At 39.8% G+C, this 22,291-nt stretch carries 15 protein-coding genes; 9 read left to right on the top strand and 6 right to left on the bottom strand.

The window, feature by feature from the left end; all coding sequences use genetic code 11:
* Nucleotides 1-40: 40 nt before the first annotated feature.
* Nucleotides 41-1,054 carry a transposase gene (locus tag IPM47_18795; GenBank protein QQS28864.1) on the bottom strand — a complete coding sequence of 338 codons (1,014 nt, stop codon included), beginning with the start codon at nucleotides 1,052-1,054 and terminating at the stop codon, nucleotides 41-43.
* Nucleotides 1,015-1,383: a hypothetical protein gene (locus tag IPM47_18790; GenBank protein ID QQS28863.1), complete on the bottom strand. Its 369-nt coding sequence runs from the start codon at nucleotides 1,381-1,383 to the stop codon at nucleotides 1,015-1,017. Before IPM47_18790 ends, IPM47_18795 begins: the two co-directional genes overlap by 40 nt.
* Nucleotides 1,384-1,782: 399 nt before the next feature.
* On the opposite strand from IPM47_18790, the gene ggt reads away from it, so the two are divergent.
* Nucleotides 1,783-3,330 carry a gamma-glutamyltransferase gene (gene ggt / locus IPM47_18785; GenBank protein QQS28862.1) on the top strand — a complete coding sequence of 516 codons (1,548 nt, stop codon included), beginning with the start codon at nucleotides 1,783-1,785 and terminating at the stop codon, nucleotides 3,328-3,330.
* A 38-nt stretch (nucleotides 3,331-3,368) separates the two neighbouring features.
* Here the strand turns inward: ggt and IPM47_18780 are convergent, their stop codons facing one another.
* Nucleotides 3,369-4,493 carry a glycosyltransferase gene (locus tag IPM47_18780; protein QQS28861.1) on the bottom strand — a complete coding sequence of 375 codons (1,125 nt, stop codon included), beginning with the start codon at nucleotides 4,491-4,493 and terminating at the stop codon, nucleotides 3,369-3,371.
* Nucleotides 4,494-4,570: 77 nt separating this feature from the next.
* On the opposite strand from IPM47_18780, the gene IPM47_18775 reads away from it, so the two are divergent.
* The 4 genes from IPM47_18775 (at nucleotide 4,571) to IPM47_18760 (ending at nucleotide 9,353) form a co-directional block, all read left to right on the top strand.
* Entirely contained in the window at nucleotides 4,571-5,170 is a 600-nt protein-coding gene (locus IPM47_18775; protein ID QQS28860.1) for a hypothetical protein, read from the top strand.
* Nucleotides 5,171-5,319: 149 nt separating this feature from the next.
* Complete coding sequence (locus IPM47_18770) at nucleotides 5,320-6,579, top strand: methionine adenosyltransferase (GenBank protein ID QQS28859.1); 1,260 nt, start codon at nucleotides 5,320-5,322, stop codon at nucleotides 6,577-6,579.
* Nucleotides 6,580-6,657: 78 nt separating this feature from the next.
* Nucleotides 6,658-7,482 carry an SDR family oxidoreductase gene (locus tag IPM47_18765; GenBank protein ID QQS28858.1) on the top strand — a complete coding sequence of 275 codons (825 nt, stop codon included), beginning with the start codon at nucleotides 6,658-6,660 and terminating at the stop codon, nucleotides 7,480-7,482.
* Nucleotides 7,483-7,616: 134 nt separating this feature from the next.
* Nucleotides 7,617-9,353, top strand: coding sequence for a hypothetical protein (locus IPM47_18760; GenBank protein QQS28857.1), 1,737 nt, complete (start codon nucleotides 7,617-7,619; stop codon nucleotides 9,351-9,353).
* A gap of 82 nt (nucleotides 9,354-9,435) precedes the next feature.
* On the opposite strand, the gene IPM47_18755 is transcribed toward IPM47_18760, so the two are convergent.
* From IPM47_18755 to IPM47_18745, 3 genes are all read right to left on the bottom strand, one after another.
* A complete protein-coding gene (locus IPM47_18755) occupies nucleotides 9,436-10,578 on the bottom strand; it encodes a DNA-protecting protein DprA (protein ID QQS28856.1) in 1,143 nt (380 codons plus the stop codon).
* A complete protein-coding gene (locus tag IPM47_18750; GenBank protein QQS31528.1) occupies nucleotides 10,575-12,596 on the bottom strand; it encodes a RecQ family ATP-dependent DNA helicase in 2,022 nt (673 codons plus the stop codon). Before IPM47_18750 ends, IPM47_18755 begins: the two co-directional genes overlap by 4 nt.
* A gap of 291 nt (nucleotides 12,597-12,887) precedes the next feature.
* Nucleotides 12,888-13,370, bottom strand: coding sequence for a hypothetical protein (locus IPM47_18745; GenBank protein QQS28855.1), 483 nt, complete (start codon nucleotides 13,368-13,370; stop codon nucleotides 12,888-12,890).
* Nucleotides 13,371-14,218: 848 nt separating this feature from the next.
* Between IPM47_18745 and IPM47_18740 the strand changes: the two genes are divergently transcribed.
* The 4 genes from IPM47_18740 to IPM47_18725 all read left to right on the top strand — a co-directional run bounded on the left by IPM47_18740 (nucleotide 14,219) and on the right by IPM47_18725 (nucleotide 22,182).
* The gene (locus IPM47_18740) at nucleotides 14,219-14,998 is read left to right on the top strand and encodes a transposase (GenBank protein ID QQS28854.1); all 780 of its coding nucleotides are present in this window, start codon (nucleotides 14,219-14,221) and stop codon (nucleotides 14,996-14,998) included.
* 132 nt (nucleotides 14,999-15,130) lie between these two features.
* Nucleotides 15,131-15,451 carry a hypothetical protein gene (locus IPM47_18735; protein QQS28853.1) on the top strand — a complete coding sequence of 107 codons (321 nt, stop codon included), beginning with the start codon at nucleotides 15,131-15,133 and terminating at the stop codon, nucleotides 15,449-15,451.
* Nucleotides 15,448-15,924: a transposase gene (locus IPM47_18730; protein QQS28852.1), complete on the top strand. Its 477-nt coding sequence runs from the start codon at nucleotides 15,448-15,450 to the stop codon at nucleotides 15,922-15,924. Before IPM47_18735 ends, IPM47_18730 begins: the two co-directional genes overlap by 4 nt.
* Before the next feature lie 186 nt (nucleotides 15,925-16,110).
* The gene (locus tag IPM47_18725) at nucleotides 16,111-22,182 is read left to right on the top strand and encodes a tandem-95 repeat protein (GenBank protein ID QQS28851.1); all 6,072 of its coding nucleotides are present in this window, start codon (nucleotides 16,111-16,113) and stop codon (nucleotides 22,180-22,182) included.
* The last annotated feature ends 109 nt before the right edge of the window (nucleotides 22,183-22,291 follow it).

The following is a 22,291-nucleotide window of genomic DNA, read 5'->3' as shown; positions in this document are numbered from 1 at the left end:
AGATAAGACGGTCGTGTTTTTTCTTCTATATTATAGATATTTAAGCGACATTGACCAAATCTGTTGGCATAAACCCGTCTGCGAATTGAGTATTAAAAATTGAATCGGGCGATTTTCGTACCAATTTAATAACTGTTTTGACCGTAAAACGCGTATTACAGAGTATTTTGAGGTCTAAAATGCTAAAGTTAGGGTTATTGTATTTAACCTGATATTGTGCCTGCAAAATTTTAGCCGTCAAGGTAGCGGTAAAGCATAGATTAACAAAATTGGTCAGATTTTTCGAGGTGTAGTTTTTGAAATCGGATAGTCCGAAAAATTGTTTGGCATCCCGAAAGTCAAACTCAATCTGAAAACGCAAACTATAATAATCTATCATAGTTTGCCAGTCGAGGTTAGGGTCGGTGGTGCAAAATTTAGAGAAGGCTACTTTTTGGGTTTTCAAATTGGTTATTTTTACTATCCCCACATTTAACAGGTTTTTGCTTAAGGATTTGTTGTAACAGGGCAGTTGCCATATCTGAGTAAGGAGACCATTTTCGGTTTTGGTGTCTTTCAGTTCTTGGTTATCAAGGTTGTTCAAATCTACTTTTTCTCCGTATTTTTTGGGTCTTCCCCGATGTTTTGGGGCTACTGGGTCTGAGTAGGCATAGACGAGGGCGGCATTTACAGGCAAACGGGTAATCAGGTGAAGTCCGGTCTTTGTTACCGCAGAGAAATAATCTGCCGAGGCATAAGCACAGTCTGCTACCATATAGGTCAGGTTGATGCCCGGTAAGCACGAAAGCAACTTGTTTAACAAGGCGGTGAATGCCCGAAAGGATGCCGTAGGATTGGGCTGCTTGGGTCGGTTTTTGCTGCCTTGCTTCCTGCCACGAACCAAACATCTGCCTTCGGCACTGCGCGCTTGCCAGCTAATGCCTTCTTTTTCTGTTCCGCTATCCGCTTCCTGTCCCCCTCTGTCTGTACGACTTGCTCTACCACCATCGGATATGATTTCCGTTTCCCCAGCTATCAGAGAAGCACAAAAAAACAAATCCCGAATATGGGGCATTTCTGAATGCTGCTCCAAAACTTCGACAAACCATAGGTCTTGTCCCGACTTTTCCCTTCTACCACTTCGTCTATGGCTATAATATAATTCTCCTCCGGTTGATACACCCACTTCAAAAACAACTTCATACGAATGCGCTCCCACAGGTAGTCCTCTGACATAAAACGAAACCAAGTGCGAACAGAGTAGTTACTATAGCGGCATAAACTCCGTACACTTACTCCATATCGAATACACATAAAACAGTACAGAAAATCCCTTAATTGTAATATCTTTGCTACTGACAGGATGTCTTTATATAACTCTAAAGGCAGAATGTTGGGAGGCATATACTTTGATTTTGGGTTTGCAATTCGCAAAATTACAAAGATATCGCCTCCCTTCTTTTTTTTAATGTGTGGCAGCCATGTTGAAATCACATAAATAAAAATTTTTTGTGCAAATCAAACTCTTCACTATACCCATTACCGCTGTATCTGATTTTAACGAGGAGATAAATGTTTTTTTGCGCAGCAATAAAATCAACTATGATTTAATTTTGAACCATCAATTACTGACAAATGTCTTCAAATTCCCCTCCTTACCCCACTTGAGGGTGCAGGGGGGTATTAGGTTAGGGGTGGGTTCTTTTAGATATTGAATTGGTATAAAATCCGGATGCAAAATTGATTGCAAAACAAATCAGTTGAAGTCTTTTTCTTTAATGCCGGGAATTTTTAAATATAACAATGAAAAACAAAGGAATTATAGCAGCCGGTCATGCAGAAACCGCAAAAGCCGGAGCTGAAATTCTGAATATGGGCGGTAATGCTTATGATTCGGTAGTCGGAGCTTTTATAGCATCATTTGTTTGCGAACCGACCTATATTTCTGCCGGAGGAGGTGGTTTTATGTTGGCCCGGAATTCTTCCGGTAAAGCGGTTCTGTTTGATTTTTTTGCACAAACCCCTTTACAGAAACGCCCTGAAAATGAAATTGATTTCAGAAAAGTAACCCTTCACTTTGGCGACAACACACAGGATTTTCATATTGGAATGGCCTCAATGGTAGTTCCGGGAAATATTGCCGGTATATTTCATATCCATAAACAATTAGGACGGCTTCCTTTTTCAGAAGTTGTTGCCCCGGCTTTGGCTTTGGCAAAAAAAGGAGTTCTTATTTCTCCGTTTTTGCATTACACCATGCAACTGCTTCATCCAATTTTGACAGCCTCCGAAACTGGTAGAAGCATTTTTACCCATTCAGATGGGACTTTGAAAAAAGTGGGTGAGCCAATCTTAATTCCACACCTTGATGATACTTTGTTTGCCCTTTCCAAAGAAGGTGCCCGATTGTTTTATGAAGGTGAAATCGGACAGCAAATTGTTCAGGACTGTCTGTCGAAAGGAGGATATTTAACGACTCAGGACTTTTCTTCTTATCGGGTAATTGAACGAATACCTCTGAAAACAGAATATCGGGGACATACCATATTCACCAATCCGCCTCCTTCTTCGGGCGGATCACTCATCGCTTTTGCTTTGCAGTTGTTGCAAACCCTGAATGTTCAACACAAATTCAAGCCCGGGTCAAATGAATATTTAAGAGTTCTGAGTGATGTCTTTTCGCTCACTAATCTGGCCCGCAAACATGAGTTTGACCCAAACCTTTATCATCCCGAGGTGATTTCAAAACTTTTGAACGAACAGACTATTGCTAAATACGCCGAACCCATCAGCAGCCGTTTGGGAAATACCACACATATCAGCGTTGCTGATAGTGAAGGCAACACCGCAGCCTTGACCCATTCATCCGGTGCCGGCAGCGATTATTTTGTGCCCGGAACCGGAATGATGCTCAACAATATGTTGGGCGAAGCCGACTTAAATCCACACGGTTTTCACCGTTGGCACAATAACCTGCGTTTGTCATCTATGATGTCCCCTACCTTGCTTGTTAGTCAGGAAGGAAATCAAACGATTCTCGGGTCAAGTGGTTCAAGTCGTATCCGGAGTGCTTTGGTTCAGGTTGTGAGTTTGATGCTCGATTTTGGTTTGACATTACAGGAAGCTGTCAATCATCCGAGAATACACTTAGAAGGGCATCAACTTAACATCGAATATGGATTTTTACCGGAAGAAATTTCAAAATTAACTTTAGCAAAGGGGCAACACAAAACAGAATGGCAAAGCCAAAACATGTATTTTGGAGGAGTAAATGCCGTAAGTCGAAACATTCAGGGACATTTTTCGAGTGCTGCCGATGAAAGAAGGAGTGGAGCGGTTGTTCTGATTTAGCGGGTTTTATTTCAGTTTGTACGAAATCTCACCAACACTTATTGATTTTCTAACTTGTTCAAAAGGGTTTTAGCATTTTTTGAGTCGGAATAAAGTTCGGATAAAAGTTCTTCTCTTTGTCGGATATGGTCTATGGAAAAACTTTGCCCAAACAAGATTTCAATTTGACGTGTGAGTTCTTCCGTATTTTTAAAAACATGACAAAGCGAATCCAACCCTGTACCGGCAATCATATCCGTGTTTACCAAACAAAATCTCCCCTGACACAATGCATTGAGCAATTTCAACTTTATGCCGGTGGGTTGTAATGCCGGCAGAACATGAATATGTGCCTGACGCATCAGTTCATTCATTTGCTCATCCGTTGGATTGGGATATAAGCGGCAGTTAGATTGTCGGGCGACTGCTTTTTGAACAAACTCAGGCGGGTTTTTACCGGCAATTATCAATGGATAAGGTAACTTGTTAAACACTTCGCAGACCAAATACATAGCGGTATGACTGTTTTCATTGACCGATAAATTGCCGTGGTACAAAGCAAAATTTCCATTTCCGGTTTGTGAGGTAAACTCCATATTTCCATGAAATACAGGAAGATGCCAGACTTTATTGCCTAAACCGGTTGTCAAATATTCTTTATCTGCAAATGATATTGCGGCTACTGATGTGGCGTGTTGCAAAACTTTTTCATATTGTCTCAACCGGACAGATTCCAACAGAAAAAAGAGTTTTTTAAACGAAATCTTTTCTCTTAGCCCCAAAAATTTATAATAATCTGCTTCAATATTGTGCATCCTCACAAGTTTAAACCGGTCTTTCAAATCCGGATGATTGAGATAGTAACACGAGTGAAGCCCTTCGAACAAAATTGGCGCATGGTTTTGGGTCAAACGTTCTAAAAGCAGTTCGTTTTGACGGGATGAGGTGATATAAGGCAGTGTAACAGGAAGGCGGAGCGCAAATGGTTTTCGGGGATAATAATAGACCTCTTTGCAGATTTCGGACAAAACCGGTGCAGGCTTGCGATGATAAACAAAACAATGCAAATAAATAGTTACCCCAAGTGCCGATAAAGCCTTAATTTTGTGAAACACATCCATCACTCCTCCATAATCCGGCGGATAAGGCACATCAAAACTAATTACGTGCAAATCAGTTGTCATTGCCCAAAGATACTATTTGAAAATCAAATTTTAATTTCATCATTTTTATGACCTCAGAGCAGATAAAACAGAACTACATGAATTATGTGGTCAAACATCCCAATCAATGGCATACCCTGTTCAGATTTGCAAGTACGATGGGTATAGCCTCTGATATGGTTCAGGAACATTTCAGTAATGCCAAAGAAATTGAGCAAAGTATTTGGGCAGATTTTTTTACAGAAACCCTGACACAGTTAAGTGCTGATCCTGAATTGTATGAGGGTTATACTTCCCGGGAAAAAATGCTCTCCTTTTTTTATACTTTGGAAGAAACACTCCAAAAACACCGGCCTTTTATAGAAGCTTCGTTTTCAAAAAGCTGGTTTAACCTCGGAACACCCGATTGCCTGAAACAATTTGAAACCCTGTTTTTGTCATTTGCCAACCAACTCATCACACAAGGCTTGGATACTCAGGAAATAGAATGGCGATCTGTTTTAACCGGCCGTTATGCCGCTTTAATTTGGTTCGAAGTTCCGGCAATGATTAAATTCTGGCTGAATGATACGAGTGAAAACAAGGAACAAACGGATGTTTTGATTGAGAAAGTAGTCAATTTTTCATTTGATGTAATGGGTAGAACTGTGCTCGATTCGGGATTTGATTTGATTAAATTTCTGTTTGTTTCCAAATAAATTGCCATTTTCCGAACAACCCCTTCACTTATTCCTGAAAATAGGTTTAAAATAGCCTGAAATAGCCTATTTTTGCAGCCGTTTTTGGGCTTGAATTAAAAAAGCCAAAAATATTTATTTAAATTACCCAACAAAAATAATATCCTGTAATGCCTTACGTATTTACCTCGGAATCGGTTTCAGAAGGACATCCCGATAAAGTAGCAGACCAGATATCAGATGCCATCTTAGACGAATTTTTGAAACAAGATCCCGAATCAAAAGTAGCCTGTGAAACATTGGTAACCACCGGATTGGTTGTTATAAGTGGCGAGGTGAAAAGCAATTGTTATGTAGATGTTCAAAAAACGGCGAGAGATGTCATCCGCAGAATTGGCTATACAAAATCAGAATATCAGTTTGATGCAGAATCTTGCGGAGTAATCTCTGCCCTTCACGAACAATCTGCCGATATAAACCGTGGGGTTGAACGTCAGCAAGAAGAAGAACAAGGGGCCGGTGATCAGGGTATGATGTTTGGATATGCAACCAACGAGACGGATAATTACATGCCGCTTCCGCTCGAATTGTCGCATTTGCTTTTGCGTGAATTGGCAGATATCCGAAGAGAAGGTAAAGTTATGACTTATCTAAGGCCCGATGCCAAAAGTCAGGTAACTATTCTTTACAATGATGTGCATCAGCCCATTGCTATTGATACCATTGTTGTTTCTACGCAACACGATGATTTCATCAAAACTTACGATGGCCGGCACCAAAGCGATGCAGATATTGCCATGCAAAAATCTATTTATGAAGATGTTTTGATGCACCTCATTCCAAGAGTGAAAGAAAAACTGCCGGAACGACTCCATCATTTGTTTGCCGGTAATATCCGCTATTATATTAACCCGACCGGAAAGTTTGTAATTGGCGGACCTCATGGAGATACAGGACTTACCGGACGCAAAATTATTGTGGACACTTATGGCGGAAAAGGTGCGCATGGTGGCGGAGCTTTTTCGGGTAAAGATGCCTCAAAAGTTGACCGTTCAGCAGCTTATGCTACTCGCCATATTGCTAAAAACATGGTGGCTGCCGGTATCGCCGATCAGGTTTTGGTACAAGTAGCCTATGCCATTGGGGTTGCCGAACCGGTAGGACTATATATCAATACTTACGGAACAGCCAAGGTTAAAGAAAACGGCAGTATTCTGACAGATGCCCAAATATCAGAAAAAGTGAAAGAGGTGTTTGACCTTAGACCCAGTGCAATTATTAAGCATCTTGGTTTGAAAAAGCCTATTTATTCACCAACTTCTGCCTATGGGCACATGGGACGGTTGCCCTCTTCTCACAATGGCCACGAAACTTTTACCTGGGAAAAATTAGACAAAGTCGAAACCTTGAGAAAACTTTTTAACCTTTAATTCATAACCTCCGGGATTTTAACGTCCTTAACAGGTTTTTTTTCTCCGAACTTCTCCAACTACAAACGAACGCTGATTATGGCTAACAATCTGTTAAATGGTAAAAAGGGCATCATTTTTGGCGCATTAGACGAAAAATCCATCGCCTGGAAAATAGCTTTGCGAGCACACGAAGAGGGAGCAAAATTTACGCTGACCAATGCTCCGGTTGCCATGCGTTTAGGGCAAATCAAAGAGTTGGCAACTGTTTGCGGAGCTGAAATTATTCCGGCTGATGCGACTTTGGAAACCGACCTCGAAAATTTGTTTCAACAGTCTATGGATATATTAGGCGGGAAACTCGATTTTGTATTGCACTCTATCGGAATGTCCCCGAATGTTCGGAAAAAAAAGGCCTATACTGATTTGAATTATCAGTTTTATGCCCAAACCATTGATGTCTCGGCAATGTCTTTGCATAAAACTTTGCAAACTGCCTATAAAAAAGACGCTTTGAATGAATGGGCTTCGGTAGTTGCGCTCAGCTATATTGCCGCACAACGAACATTTCCCGACTATAACGACATGTCTGATGCTAAGGCTATGCTTGAATCAATTGCCCGAACCTTTGGTTATTATTATGGCACAAGCAAAAAGGTCAGGGTAAATACAATTTCACAATCACCAACTATTACCACAGCAGGAACAGGCATCAAGGGATTTGACCATTTTTTTGAATATGCCGATAAAATGTCGCCGTTGGGAAATGCACCTGCAGAAGCCTGCGCCGATTATTGTATCACTTTGTTTTCAGACCTTACCCGTTATGTTACGATGCAAAATCTGTTTCACGATGGCGGATTTTCCAGCATGGGCATGAGCCCGGTATTTATGGAATTGTTGGAAAAGAATAGCCCGGAATAAGTAGCCAAAGGATTCTTTTTGAATATCAGGGTTTGGACTTTCTTTCTAATTTGCCCATTCTTTTAGTAAGTATTGGGATTAAATTTAATCATCACAAACCGAAATCTTTATTTTAGCGGTAATTGCCTGAAACTATGTCCAACTACCCAATTTTGCAAAAGACTATTACCAACGGGTATATCTTTTTGCTGGCAATGTTTGGGTTTATGTTGCTTCATCGCATTTTGGGCTATGTAGGGCATTTTGGCTATGACGATATGATATATTGTGAATATGCCCAACAAATTGCTTCCCACACTTTTTCTTTTAACGACGATCATTTCTCTTACAGGACTGCAATCTCAGGTTTAGTTGGATTGAGTTTTTGGTTGTTTGGGGTCAATGATGCAGCAGCATCAACCATGCCGTTGTTGATTACTTTTTTAACCGCTTGGATGGTGTTATCTGCCCATCCCAATCGCTCTGCGATTGCTGTATGTCTTTCGCTCACTTTGTTTTGTCTGAATAACTGGACATTTTTTTATTCGGACAAAGTGATGCCCGATTCTTTGGTGGCTTTTTCAACAATGGGCGCGTTTACTTCGATTTACCGGTTCAGATATATTTCAACAAATACAGGCTTATCCAATGCCGCCGGGCATGCTTTTGTGTTTTGTGCCTTTTTGTTATTCGGTTTTTTAGCCAAAGAGACGATATGGTTTGTTGTTCCTGCATTGGCTTGGGTGTTTTTTTCTGACATATTACACAAAAGAAACGTTGATTTTTGGCTGTTTAGCTTTACGATTGGTGCTATCTTGCTTTTGATTTATTTTGGTTGGATTTGGAAACTTACCGGGCATCCTTTTTCGAGGTTTCACGCCATAGATGGAAACGGTTATTTTATGCCCGAATGTAGTTTTGACCGGTTACCCTGGAAAAACCTGATAGAAAGAATTACTTACAAACAATTCTTTGTATTTGTTTCGGGGGGTATGATCATAGGTATTGCTTTTGCTGTTCCGTCATTTTTCAGGATAAAATTTAAAGCGTTATATACGTTAGCCGATGGTAACGTATATTGGTTAGTTGTATCCGCATTGTTGTTTCTCTCCGGATATTTTTGGACCACCTCTTTCAGGCATTATATGCCGATGTGTCCCGATCCAAGGCATTATCTGTTTTTCATTCCTCCGGCTGCCATCGTTGCAGGAACTGAACTTCAAAGGTTTTTTAAATTTGCCGAAAACAAATGGTTTTGGGTGATTTTACCACTCGTTTTATCGGCAATTACCTTTTTTCAACAGCAATATGGGATTTTAGTGCTGATATATTTGCCGATGACTTTGTTGTTTGGAGGCAGAAGCCTTTTACCTGCCTTTCGTTCACAACAAAAACAATCATTTAACTCCGAAAACAGCAAGCATGAATCCGGTAATAAATCAAAAGGGTTTGTCTATTGGGCTTTTGCTGCAGGGTTTGTATTTATCATGTCCGGATATCAGGTCTATCATATTTACAGTGCTCAAAACAATGCTTATTCGGTTCAAAAACAACTTATCTACGGTTTTTTTAAACCAATGCCTCATCATGCAGTTATCATAACAAACGAAGTTCAAAAAAACTTTGCCCGTTATTATTATGGTTTTCAAACCGGAAAACATACGTTTATTACTTTCAAAGAAGCTAAAACCTATCCATTTAAAGAAGAGGTAGCGACCTATATTTTGTTAAACGGGCATACTCAATGGATGAGTGGAAAGGGTTGGGAGCATTACCCGGATTTTGTAAAACAGCCCCCTGCTTCATTTGAAAAAGTGGAAGAACAAAAAAATATAACAGTATATCTGGTAAAAGACCTGAACATTTTGAAAGAATGGCAACTTTCAAAATAATCTAAAATTTAAAAAAACAGTCTTCCATCCAAAGAGACAGGAAGAATAGTTTCCATGAATTGTAAAATCACAGATTCATGGACTAAGAAAACAAAGTCGGATTTTCATGTTTTATTGTAAACAGGACAGTTTTGGACTTTTTGAGTGTATGAATAAAAGGCAGGGTTTTCAGTTTTTTGACCAGTTCTTTTTCCGTCATATTCAGTTGAGTTGCCTCAAGAATTTGCGCGGAGGTCATTGCTTGTTTCTCCAGCAGACTAACCACTCTGTTCTTCCAGTCAGTATCGGATTGTTTTATTTTATCAGTTTCTTTTGCTGAAGCAAATATTGGCTCTTCAGAAACAGTCTCTAAAAGATTACCTTCCATATCAACCGGTTTAGCACCTTTTTCAATCAAGGTAAGATTGGCGTTTATTTCATCTTCAGCAGGTTTTCGGACAAAAATAATCCGTCCTTTTTTTAAACCATCCAAAACACCGGACCATGTTCCTCCGGAATCAGAAGATTGGGCTACATATATTTTTGAGGCAAGCGCATAAATGATAGGATTTCTGGCCATTGCCAACCCGGAGCTCCAGGCAGATTTTGGATGAAAAACACTTAATACCAAAACATCACCTGTAACAATGCTTTTATAATACTGTTTTATTCCTGAACCAAACGTCATAACTCCCTGAGGCAAGACAATGATACTTTGCCCCTTGTAATGTAAAGCACTGTCTAATGCTTGTTTGTCAACACCTTTTGCAAAACCACTAACCACCACTTCAAATGCTTTGGAAGCGGATTTTGCGATATTATCTGCAAATTTTAAAGAAATTTCTTCCGCATTGCGGCTGCCTACAATAGCGATGCTTTCTTCAAGCAATATTTTTTTATTTCCTTTTATATATAATACAGTTGGAGCTTTGACTTTTAAATTGTTTTTCAGGGTTTTAGAATATTCATCCGAACTGATTGGAATGACCTCAAATCCCTGTGAGAGCAAATCTTCCGCTAAAAAAGCATTATTAGGCAATTCGGTTTTAGCATTTCGAAGGTCTGATATTTCGTTGGCTGATAGTCCAAACTTATCCTGCCATTCATTTTCTGATTGAAAGAAGTCTTCGAGAGTCATTTGGTAGTCGTGTATAATTTTCACGACTAAACGGTTAATTTTTTCTGCTCCCCATTTTGGCAAATGAGCCAGGGTTATCCAATAGGGTATTTCTGTATATTGTTTCATATATCTCCGCCAACTGTTTTTGCTATCACTAAAGGAGTTATGTTAACCGCTCCCAATTTAGATAAATACTTACCGATTTCTTTAATAGTCGCTCCGCTGTCAAAAATATCATCTACCAGTAAAATGCTTTTTCCGACAATTTCAGCAGGATTGTCAAAGGTAAACGAATCTTTTATGTTGTCAGTTTTTAAAAGTCCGGTTTGAAATATCTTTTGGGATTGTGTGATTCTGTTTTTCTTCAAACCGTGCGAGATTTTTATTTTCAAGGAACCGGCTAATTTGACTGCAAAATTCTGAACCAAATCTCCACTAACTGTAGGAGGAACATAAATCACCAAATCAAAATTTTCTTTTCCAAAATTGCGGTAAAATGCTTTGAGAGTTAATCTGAGCAACCAATCCGGGAAATCGCCTCCGTGTTCATATTTGCTGCGATGTATTGCCTGACCAACATTTGAAATCCCAAAATATGAAGCGGCAACACCGTTTACCAATCGGGTGGTTTTATTTTCAACTTCCAGAACAGGAAAATAATTTTCTCTAAAATCTACCAGTTTTTCTTCCCATTCTTTGGTCATTTTGACACTTTTAACCTTGTTGCGACAGTTATCACAAACTCCACAGTTATTTGAGGGAGAATCGCCCAAAAAATTGCACAAGAAATTCATTCTGCAATCTTTTGTATTCAAATAGTTAAGCATTTCATCAAATTCTTTCAATTTTGATGCTCTCAATGATTCAAAGGGTTGGGTGTTTAATATCGGTGCACCAAACACATACTCATATTTTTTGCTTTTATTGTCTATCACTTCTACCACTATTCCTTGTGCTATCAAATCTGCTAATATTACCTGTACTTGTGTTTGTTTCAAATTTGTTTTCTTAATGATGCCATGCAAGCCCAATCTTTCGGACTGTATTACATCCAGTACTTTTTGATACTTTTTGATTTCCGGTCTTCCGCCTTCTATAAAGGATAAAGGCAGAGCGCTATCATCGTTCTTGTTGTAAAACAGGATAATATAGGATGTCAATCCGTCTCTTCCTGCTCTGCCGATTTCCTGGTAATAGTGAATGGGCGATACAGGAATTTGAGTATGTACGACAAATCGAATATCCGGTTTGTCTATTCCCATACCCAAAGCATTAGTGCTCACAACGCATTTATATTTATTATTCATTAAACCGGATTCAATTTCCTTTTTAGTTTCGGTATCAATTCTTGAATTATAATGAACTGCATGAAGGTTCAGGTATTCAAACCATTTGGCGTATATTTCGGTCATCACAATCGTGCCGGTATAAACCACACCGGTACCCGCCATATTTTCTAAGTTTTGGCCAAGCCATACCATTTTTTCATCTTCCGATTCTACGTGTATAACAAAGAGGTTTAGATTAGGTCTCATCAGTTTATCTCTGACAGAAACCATGTTTTTACCAATTTGTGTTTTTATGTCCTCTTCCACTCTTTTAGTAGCTGTGGCGGTTGTAGCTAATACGGGAAAATTGAGCGGAAGCAAATTGACTAAATTGATGATTTTGCGATAAGAAGGTATAAAATCATGCCCCCATGTAGAAATACAATGAGCTTCGTCAACCACAACCATAGCAATATCAAAGTTAGTACTTTTTACAGATTCCAACCAATTGACATTTTCCATCCTTGCCGGATGGATATACAGGAGTTTTAGTTTTCCATTAAGGGCATCTTCTATGGTTTGATTATTTTCCTCTTCAGAATGTTGGTAAGATATATAGTTTGCAGATATTCCCAGTTCTCTGAGCTTAAGCACCTGATCCCTCATCAAGGCAACGAGCGGTGAAAAAATAATGGTAATTCCTTTAAATTGTGTGGCCGGAAATTGAAAGCAGAGCGATTTTCCAAAACCGGTTTTTGCAATCATCAATACTCTTTGCCCTTTTAAGATTTGTTCAATTACCAACCATTGATTATCGTGAAAACCATCGAACTTAAAGATTGTCTTTAATTTTTGTTCTGCTTCTTGTCTGTTCATCATATCTAACCTGTTTTAGCTAATAAAAATACCCATCAGTATATAGCTGCCCGATCAAAGATTTTTCAGTATTTAACTAATATATCGTGAAAATAAGATTAAATTATCGGATAACAATAATTACAGGTACCAATAAACTCATTTGCGACCTAAAAGAAGAAAAAGTGAAATCCGACCCATAAAAAAAGCCTTCCATCCTAATTTAGTAGATGAAAGGCTTAACCCTTATAAACTCAAACAACAAAAATCGTATTCAGACTTAAATAGCTGATATTAGAATAACAAAACCGGTCATCTTCTGTGTTTAGTGGTTCTGTTCCATTCGGGACTGTGATGGGGAAGGAGTTTTAAAATAAGATTGGACAAATCCCTGCCGGTATGATTAAACCTGAACTCCAATTCTTTTAAATACAGATAAGTGTATTCTTCTTTAACTCCATAGAACTTTAGTAATTTTTGTTTAGCATACATAAAAAAGTGAAAAGCAGGGTCATTAGTTCCGGTTAAATATCCTTTAAAAATTTCTTTACCCGTTGATGTATTAGGTATAGGGTTTTTTCCATTAGAACTTTCAGCAGGGATATTTCCCGATTCGACCAAGGGAAGATGAACTGATTCTGTTGTGTTTTTTGAAAAATTGGCAGGTTCTTGTTTTATGAAAACTTTTCCCGAGTTGGTTATCAAAGAAAACATTTGGGCATCTTCGACCGGCGAATAAACTAAGCCATCGTTTTTGTGCCAACCAAACAGGTACTGTTTATCCGATGTATTCATACTCAGGTTTTTTAACTGTAGCATCTGATATTCTAGCAAAGCCTCTCTGATGATTCGAAAATACTTATTTACCGTATTTCTATTCACTTTTAACTTCTTAGCGGTTTCTGTTGCCGTTATTTCTAAGGCAAAACAGCTTATTATCTTCTTTATGTAGTACTTACTTAATCCGTTCATTTTTAAGGTGAAAGTCTTGTTATATAATTAGCTGAATAGTCAAGGCGAACGAAAACACAAAGACAAAATTCTAATTCATTTTGACAATATTATTACATTTGAACCAAAAAATTTGACTTGTTTTCTATTCAAGTTTTTAGTTTTTAAAATCATGCCTTTTTTCAAATAGATGTTAGGCTTTGAAATATAGCTTGTATGCTTGAATTTTACTTAAAAAAACAATTATTGTGCCATGTTTCCGGTAATTAATTCCAATGACATTACCATGACTATTTTAAAAAAAGCAATATGCCACTTTCTTTATTAAAGTATCTGATAAACAGGCATTGCCGACTTTTTTTTAAATTTTAAATTAATCCGAAGCATTTTGCTGTTATTTGAATAACTTTGTTTAGCAGCTTTTCAATTTAGCCGATTATATGGGGCGAAATCATACATTTTTAACTATTCATTATCCCAAATAGAAAATACCGTACCAAAAAAAACAAATCACATTAGTAAGCTTGGTTGGATTTAATACCTTTTAAAATGGGTCGAAGAACTGATCCCGTTTTAAAGGTCAAAAACCATAATTTTTCAGACATCATTGAGTTCACTAAAATAAGGTTTTGGGTATGTTTGTTATTTAAAGAATATTTTTGTAATTTTATGCTTAAATAGTTATTTCATCTATGTTCAAGAAGAATTTAACCCATAATCAATCTCAACTTTTTGGTTTGTCGTTTTACTTAAATAAAGATAAGCAAAAACGGCTTGAAAATAGTAGTGGCGGTCATTTTTATCGGCTTGTTTTTTGCAATATACAAGAGGAAGACTTTTCGGTACTGTATTCGACCAAACATAGTGCGCCCAATGCTCCTATCAATTGCATGATAGCGGCATTATTGTTGATGCAAAAGCATAGCTGGACGTATGCCCAACTCTTTGAACAGATAGACTTTAATTTGGAAACCCGTTTTGCTTTAGGTCTTCAGGATTTAGAGAAGGTTCCTTTCACCGAACCTACGCTGTTCAACTTCAAAAGTCGCCTCAACACTCACCTTGTTAACACAGGAGAAGATCTGATTGGCAAATTGTTCGACCGCTTAACAAACCAACAACTCAAAGAACTGAAACTAAAGACAACGATACAGCGTATGGATAGCCTTCTACTTAACAGCAATATACGCAGTTATAGTCGCATAGAACTCCTTGTGGAGTTGCTTTTGCGCTTTTACAGCATTCTCACTGCCGAAGAACAGGAGCGTTATACTGCTGACTTGTCGGACTATATCGGGAAAAAAAGCAAACGAATATATCCGCCATATCAAACCGGGAGACCAAAACACTCACCTCCAAAAGTTAGGGCAAGTCTATCACTTGCTATACACACAATTGCAGGATATTTATCGGGAACACGAAGTCTTTCAGGTATTTTCCCGCGTGTATGCCGAACACTTTACCCTGCCTGAAACGGATGAAAAACAAGCGTACCTGCGCCTAAGCCCAATGAAGCGCTGAACAGCAAGTGCCTTCAATCGCCCGATGATACAGAAGCCACCTATCGGAAAAAAAGGGGCAAACAATATCAAGGCTATGTGGCGATGGTGACCGAAACCTGCCATCCTGATAATGACCTGCAGTTGATTACCGATGTACACACCGCTACGAATAATACCGATGATACACAACTGCTTCACGAACGGTTGGACAGCATCAAGGAAAAACACCCGACCTGGAACAATTGCACCACGATGGCGGCTTTGGCAGCGAAGACAACGATATTAAACTCAATGAATTGGGTATCACGCCTATTCAAACCGCCATTAAAGGCTGTTGCGCGTCATCCCCCATCACTATTACCCTCCAATCCGATACCAACACGTATAGGGTACAATGTGCCAATTCACAACACCCCCAAGTGATCGCCACTAAACCTTCAAAAAACTATAAAGCTGAATTTGACCTCCATATCTGTAACGATTGCCCCTTCAGAGACACTTGCCCCACCAAGACAAATCGAAAATATGAAAAAGGAGTGGCTATTTACAAGTTTAAACCCGAAGATTACCTGCGACAGCAACGACATAAAAATATACAAACAATACCCAAAGCGCATCGAAAACTCCGCCCTAATGTGGAAGCCACCATGGCGCAAATGAGAAGGGGGGAAAACCGAAACGGAAAATTAAAAGTAAGAGGCTTGATAAACGCCAGTCTCTATAGCATCGCCATGGCTATTGTTATCAATTTTAGTCGTATTGTAAAACATAAAAAACGGATAACCAACTCAATTACCCTCTTTTCAATGCTTCATGCACTATACAGCAGCATAATACGTATAGCCCCTTTCATAACGCATAAAAAACACTACCAGCACAAAGTATCATATATGTGAAATTATAACCTTTAACCCAAAATCTAAAAGTGCTTTTTTTAGCGTACTCATCATTTAATCGTCAATATTAATAACCCTTAATAAACTCCGTCTGCGATGCTTTGCATCAATGACTTTTTTGAAAATAAACAGAGGCTGTTGCGCTTTTAGCACAGGCTTTTTTTAAAACCCTTATACTCAAACAACATGATAAAGGTAAGAACACACCTGAAGCAGTTAGAAAACTGTTGCCTAAAAGGAATTGCAGACTTACAGATTTCAAATTATTCGTTTGCGTTTGTCAGGCATTTTTGTTCCCCTCCTTTGATGAAGTGCATTGTTTTGCTTTTCATTTTCTTAAATACAATTAACTCTTTCTATCTACATGGTAAAGAGTTAAGTTCAACTGTTTTAACCACACCTTTAGCAAATCCGGATTATCTATCTGTTTGTGGGCCTGCCATAGTTGAAATTGAAGTATTGTCAAACGATATGCCCGGTGATTTTCCAATTCAAAGGATTTATCAAATATTCCAAACCACCGGCAATACAGGAACGCTGTCTGTCGCCCCTGATTCACTTTCTGTAATTTATTCACTTCCCGCATCATTTAGCGGGACGGATATTTTTACCTATCAAATTCAGGATGAAGGGGGTATAGTTTCTGCTCCGGCAAATATTGTGATAACCGGCAGTTGTGCGTCAGGAGGTTTTATTTCAGGAACTGCATTTCTCGACACCAATGGAAACGGAGTTCAAAATGCTGGTGAAAATGGTTTGCCCGGTGTTGCAATATCTTTGTATAATGCCGAAACAGGTCTGTTTATTTCTTATGTATTATCAGATGCTGACGGGAACTATCTGTTCAGCAATTTGTCTGATGGACTATACTCCGTTCAGGTTCCGTCATGGGGTGGGGTGGAAGGATTTAGTCTGAGTACTCCCTCTTTTTATACGGTGAGTATTCTTGATGGAAGCAATTTTGTTTTTGCTGACTTTGGCTACATGCCTCAAACGGGCTCGTTGATTGCCAATGATGATTGTACGGAAACAGCAGTTGGAATTTCTGTTACCATCAATGTTTTAGCAAATGACCTGCCTTACCCCGGTGTCCTGAACATTGTATCTGCTACTATTTCTGCCGGCGGAACTTCTTCTAATCTTGTGATTAATTCGGATCAAACCATTACCTATACTCCTCCAACAGGTTTTACCGGTACTGCGCTGATTAGCTATGTCATTTCTCAATCAGGTTCAGGGTTAACCGATAATGCCATAGTTACCGTTCAGGTCGGTTCTGGCAGCGGAAATAACCCACCCAGTTTGCCCGACATATATCTTTGTTCCAACCCAATTCAACCGATTACAATTTGTCTGAACAGTACTGATGCTGACGGCGACCCTATTCTGATTACTCAGGTTAATTCATTATACGATTGTGGTTTAACTGTGTTGAATGATACTTGCCTGCAGTACATTGCATTGCCTGGTTTCTTTGGCGTTGACCAACTTACAATTACGGTATGCGATCAACCGCAAACTAATAATTGCAATGGTAATGCTTCCGGTTCTTTATGTGCTACGGTTACTGCAGTGATTACAGTTCCTTGTCCGGATGCTCAAAATGATTTTGCTGTTACTCAGGTTGACATACCGGTATCTGTAAATGTTTTGGCAAATGATACAGGAGTTCCGCCACTCGTTGTTTCTGTAATCAGTCAGCCTTCCAATGGGATGGCTTCTGTAACCGGTAATAGCGTTATGTACACTCCTGATCCCGGTTTTGTCGGAACCGATACTTTAATTTATCAGATTACAGATCCAAATGGAAATACAGACGCTGCATTGGTTATCATTTATGTGATACCTTTCGGAGAATTGCCGCCAAATGCGGAAAACGATAATTTTCCCTGCCCTTTTACAATTGCAGCTAACGGCACTATTTCACCGGTAGCCGTAGAGTTAAATGTATTGTCTAACGATTCGGACCCTAATTTCAATCTTAGTGGAATAATTGCTTTAGGCAATCCAATCTATGGGGTTGCTACAATTGCTACAGGAGGCGGGAGTATTATTTATATTCCCGGCAGCGCATATTTGTTAGGAAATATTACCGAGGAGTTCTATTATGTGGTTGCTGATGCTACAGGGCTTACAGATACTGCCTATATCAGTTTTAGCTGCAATCTAACTTCTGAAAATACCTGCCTGATTGCACAAAACGATGCCATTACCATACCTGCCGGTACTTCGGCTATGGTGAATATTTTATCAAACGACACTTATTGTGCTACTTGCAACCCTACCCCAAGTGGATGTATTCCTGTGTCCGTAACACCTCAGATAACTACAATAACAATTCCATCTCCACCCGTAAACGGAACTGTAACTATAAACAACAACGGTACAGAAGATACCGGTATCACTTATCTGCCGCCTCCCGGATTTAATGGAGTGGAAACTTTTACCTACACCGTTTGTACAAATGATGGAAATTGTGCTTCAGCTACCGTTACTATAACGGTGTTACCGCCATCTTCGGGCCAGCAAATAATAGCAAATAACGACTTTGCTACAACCCCCGCGAACAATTCAATTGTTGTCAATATTTTGAACAATGATTTGCTGTGTTTACCACCTTTACCTTGTCTGCCTCCTCTTAGTACCGGTCAAATATTGAACATTACTATTCTAAGTTCGCCATCAAATGGTAACGTGATTGTAAACAGCTTTGGAGGGAGCAGCACTTCAGTAACCTATTCACCAAATACGGATTTTAGCGGAACAGATGATTTTCAATATATAGTTTGTAGTCCTGCACAAGCACTTTGCGATACAGCTACTGTAACAATTACTGTAACCGGAACATCGGGTAATAATCCGCCTGTCGCAGAAAATGATTATAATCTGCTTACCATAAATACACCGATAACCCTTCAGGTACTTCAAAACGATTTCGACCCTGATGGCGATGTTATTACAATTACCACAATCACACAACAACCGGCAAACGGAATAGCAGTAGTTATGCCCGGAAGCACAGCAATAGTTTACACGCCGAATCCGGGGTTCATAGGAAACGATACCTTACAATATCAAATAACTGATGGAGCATTAACTGATGTTGCTTATGTATTTTTGTTTGTTGAGGGTACCGGAACTAATGACAATCCTCCGGTAGCGGTGGATGATTTTGCTTCTACTTCAGTAAACACTGCGGTTAATGTTGAAGTGTTGCTAAACGATTTTGATTTAGATGGCGACGTGTTGTCAATTACTGAAATAGTTTTACCGCCCTTGAATGGAACTGCATCTATAAATACAGATGGTACTATAACTTATACCCCAAATCCGGGATTTTCAGGCATTGATACCTTTACTTATGTCATCTCTGACGGGCTTCTGACAGATGCTGCAATCGTTGTTATTTATGTCGAAGGAACACCTGAAAACCTTCCTCCCATAGCGGTAGATGATTTCACTCAAACTTCGGTCAACTTACCCGTAGTCATTCCGGTATTAACCAACGACACCGACCCGAACGGAGATGTTTTAACTGTTGTGGAAATCAGCGATCCGGCAAATGGAACTGTCCTGTTAAACCCTGACGGAACGGTTACCTATACTCCGGACACCGATTTTGTGGGCACCGATACTTTCACCTATATCATTACCGATGGTGAGTTTTTTGACACCGCAATGGTGGTCATCACCATATTACCCGATACAATCAACCTGCCTCCTGTTGCGGCAGATGATGTTGCTGAAACATTGGTCAATTTACCCGTAACTATACCGGTACTTGACAATGATACTGACCCGAACGGAGATGTTTTAACTGTTGTGGAAATCAGCGATCCGGCAAATGGAACGGCCCTGTTAAACCCTGACGGAACGGTTACCTATACTCCGGACACCGATTTTGTGGGCACCGATACTTTTACCTATATCATCACCGATGGTGAGTTTTTCGACACCGCAATGGTGGTCATCACCATTTTGCCCGATACAATCAACCTGCCTCCAGTTGCGGTAGATGATGTTGCTGAAACATTGGTCAATTTACCCGTAACTATACCGGTACTTGACAACGACACCGACCCGAACGGAGATGTATTAACTGTTGTGGAAATCAGCGATCCGGCAAATGGAACGGCCCTGTTAAACCCTGATGGAACGGTTACCTATACTCCGGACACCGATTTTGTGGGCACCGATACTTTTACCTATATCATCACCGATGGTGAGTTTTTCGACACCGCAATGGTGGTCATCACCATTTTGCCCGATACAATCAACTTGCCGCCTGTAGCGGTAGATGATGTTGCTGAAACTTTGGTCAATTTACCCGTAACTATTCCGGTATTAGACAACGACACCGACCCGAACGGAGATGTTTTAACTGTTGTGGAAATCAGCGATCCGGCAAATGGAACTGTCCTGTTAAACCCTGACGGAACAGTTACCTATACTCCGGACACCGATTTTGTGGGTACCGATACTTTCACCTATATCATCACCGATGGTGAGTTTTTCGACACCGCAATGGTGGTCATCACCATTTTGCCCGATACAATCAACTTGCCTCCTGTTGCGGTTGATGATGTTGCTGAAACTTTGGTCAATTTACCCGTAACTATACCGGTACTTGACAACGACACCGACCCGAACGGGGATGTTTTAACTGTTGTGGAAATCAGCGATCCGGCAAATGGAACGGCCCTGTTAAACCCTGACGGAACGGTTACCTATACTCCGGACACCGATTTTACAGGCACAGATACTTTCACCTATATCATCACCGATGGTGTGTTTTTCGACACCGCAATGGTGGTCATCACCATTTTGCCCGATACAATCAACCTGCCGCCTGTTGCGGTAGATGACGTTGCTGAAACATTGGTCAATTTACCCGTAACTATACCGGTACTTGACAATGATACCGACCCGAACGGAGATGTTTTAACTGTTGTGGAAATCAGCGATCCGGCAAATGGAACGGCCCTGTTAAACCCTGACGGAACGGTTACCTATACTCCGGACACCGATTTTGTGGGCACCGATACATTCACCTATATCATCACCGATGGTGAGTTTTTCGACACCGCAATGGTGGTCATCACCATTTTGCCCGATACAATCAACCTGCCGCCTGTTGCTGTAGATGATGTTGCTGAAACATTGGTCAATTTACCCGTAACTATACCGGTACTTGACAATGATACTGACCCTAACGGAGATGTTTTAACTGTTGTGGAAATCAGCGATCCGGCAAATGGAACGGCCCTATTAAACCCTGATGGAACAGTTACCTATACTCCGGACACCGATTTTGTGGGTACCGATACTTTCACCTATATCATCACCGATGGTGAGTTTTTTGACACCGCAATGGTGGTCATCACCATTTTACCCGATACAATCAATTTGCCCCCTGTTGCGGTAGATGATACTTCTCAAACTCCGGTAAATACTCCTGTTACCATTCCGGTATTAGACAATGACTCCGACCCGAATGGCAATGAATTGACAATTGTGGAAGTTACAGATCCTTCAAATGGAACAGTAATTCTGAATGGGGACAGTACTGTTACATACATACCCAATATTAATTTTGAAGGGATTGATACCTTTACCTACATCATTACAAACGGAGAACTGACCGATACTGCGATGGTTATCGTAACCATCGGAGATCCCAACAATGAGCCGCCTATAGCTGTAGATGATGTTGTTTCAACTCCTTTTGAAACCCTGATTGAAATACCGGTTTTAGACAACGATTCCGACCCCAACGGCGATACCTTAACCATCGTAGTTATCAGCGACTTGCCATTGAACGGAACAGTTGAAATCAATACAGATGGCACTATAACCTACACACCAAACCCGGGTTATATTGGAGTAGATGTATTTAGCTATGTCATTACAGACGGCACACAAACCGACACAGCAATAGTAACCATAACGATACTTCCACCCGATTGCAATGTGGCAGATTTGTTTATTCCGAATGGTTTTTCACCAAACGAAGACGGAATCAACGATTTGTTGATTATAGAAAACCTGTCCATTTGCTTTCCCGATAATGAAATTGTAATATTCAATCGTTGGGGAGACGAGGTATTCAGACAAAAAGGTTACGACAATACTAATGCCTGGAATGGTGAATATCAAAACAGCGGAAAAAGAGTTCCGGACGGCACTTATTTTTATGTACTACTTTTAGATGAGGAAGGAAACCAAAAACGCAATGGCTTTATTGAAGTTTTGCGGTAGTTCATTATTTTTTACAATTGAAAAAATAGAGTTTGAATATCAAATCTATAGCTAAGAAATAAACATTCATCAGAACAAAACAGGTCTCCCGAAAACAACAATTTTCTAA

It is taken from the genome of Sphingobacteriales bacterium, assembly GCA_016700115.1.
Taxonomy (GTDB): Bacteria; Bacteroidota; Bacteroidia; order Chitinophagales; family UBA2359; genus UBA2359.
The sequence above is the reverse complement of the archived record's forward strand: the minus strand, read 5'-3'. Positions and strand labels throughout refer to the sequence as shown.

Coding starts and splice junctions, on each gene's coding strand:
- IPM47_18735 (QQS28853.1), top strand. CDS start 15,131: ATGGTGACCGAAACCTGCCATCCTGATAATGACCTGCAGTTGATTACC.
- IPM47_18780 (QQS28861.1), bottom strand. CDS start 4,493: ATGACAACTGATTTGCACGTAATTAGTTTTGATGTGCCTTATCCGCCG.
- IPM47_18790 (QQS28863.1), bottom strand. CDS start 1,383: ATGCCTCCCAACATTCTGCCTTTAGAGTTATATAAAGACATCCTGTCA.
- IPM47_18760 (QQS28857.1), top strand. CDS start 7,617: ATGTCCAACTACCCAATTTTGCAAAAGACTATTACCAACGGGTATATC.
- IPM47_18765 (QQS28858.1), top strand. CDS start 6,658: ATGGCTAACAATCTGTTAAATGGTAAAAAGGGCATCATTTTTGGCGCA.
- IPM47_18775 (QQS28860.1), top strand. CDS start 4,571: ATGAATTATGTGGTCAAACATCCCAATCAATGGCATACCCTGTTCAGA.
- IPM47_18745 (QQS28855.1), bottom strand. CDS start 13,370: ATGAATACATCGGATAAACAGTACCTGTTTGGTTGGCACAAAAACGAT.
- ggt (QQS28862.1), top strand. CDS start 1,783: ATGAAAAACAAAGGAATTATAGCAGCCGGTCATGCAGAAACCGCAAAA.
- IPM47_18795 (QQS28864.1), bottom strand. CDS start 1,054: ATGCCCCATATTCGGGATTTGTTTTTTTGTGCTTCTCTGATAGCTGGG.
- IPM47_18740 (QQS28854.1), top strand. CDS start 14,219: ATGTTCAAGAAGAATTTAACCCATAATCAATCTCAACTTTTTGGTTTG.
- IPM47_18725 (QQS28851.1), top strand. CDS start 16,111: ATGATAAAGGTAAGAACACACCTGAAGCAGTTAGAAAACTGTTGCCTA.
- IPM47_18770 (QQS28859.1), top strand. CDS start 5,320: ATGCCTTACGTATTTACCTCGGAATCGGTTTCAGAAGGACATCCCGAT.
- IPM47_18750 (QQS31528.1), bottom strand. CDS start 12,596: ATGAACAGACAAGAAGCAGAACAAAAATTAAAGACAATCTTTAAGTTC.
- IPM47_18755 (QQS28856.1), bottom strand. CDS start 10,578: ATGAAACAATATACAGAAATACCCTATTGGATAACCCTGGCTCATTTG.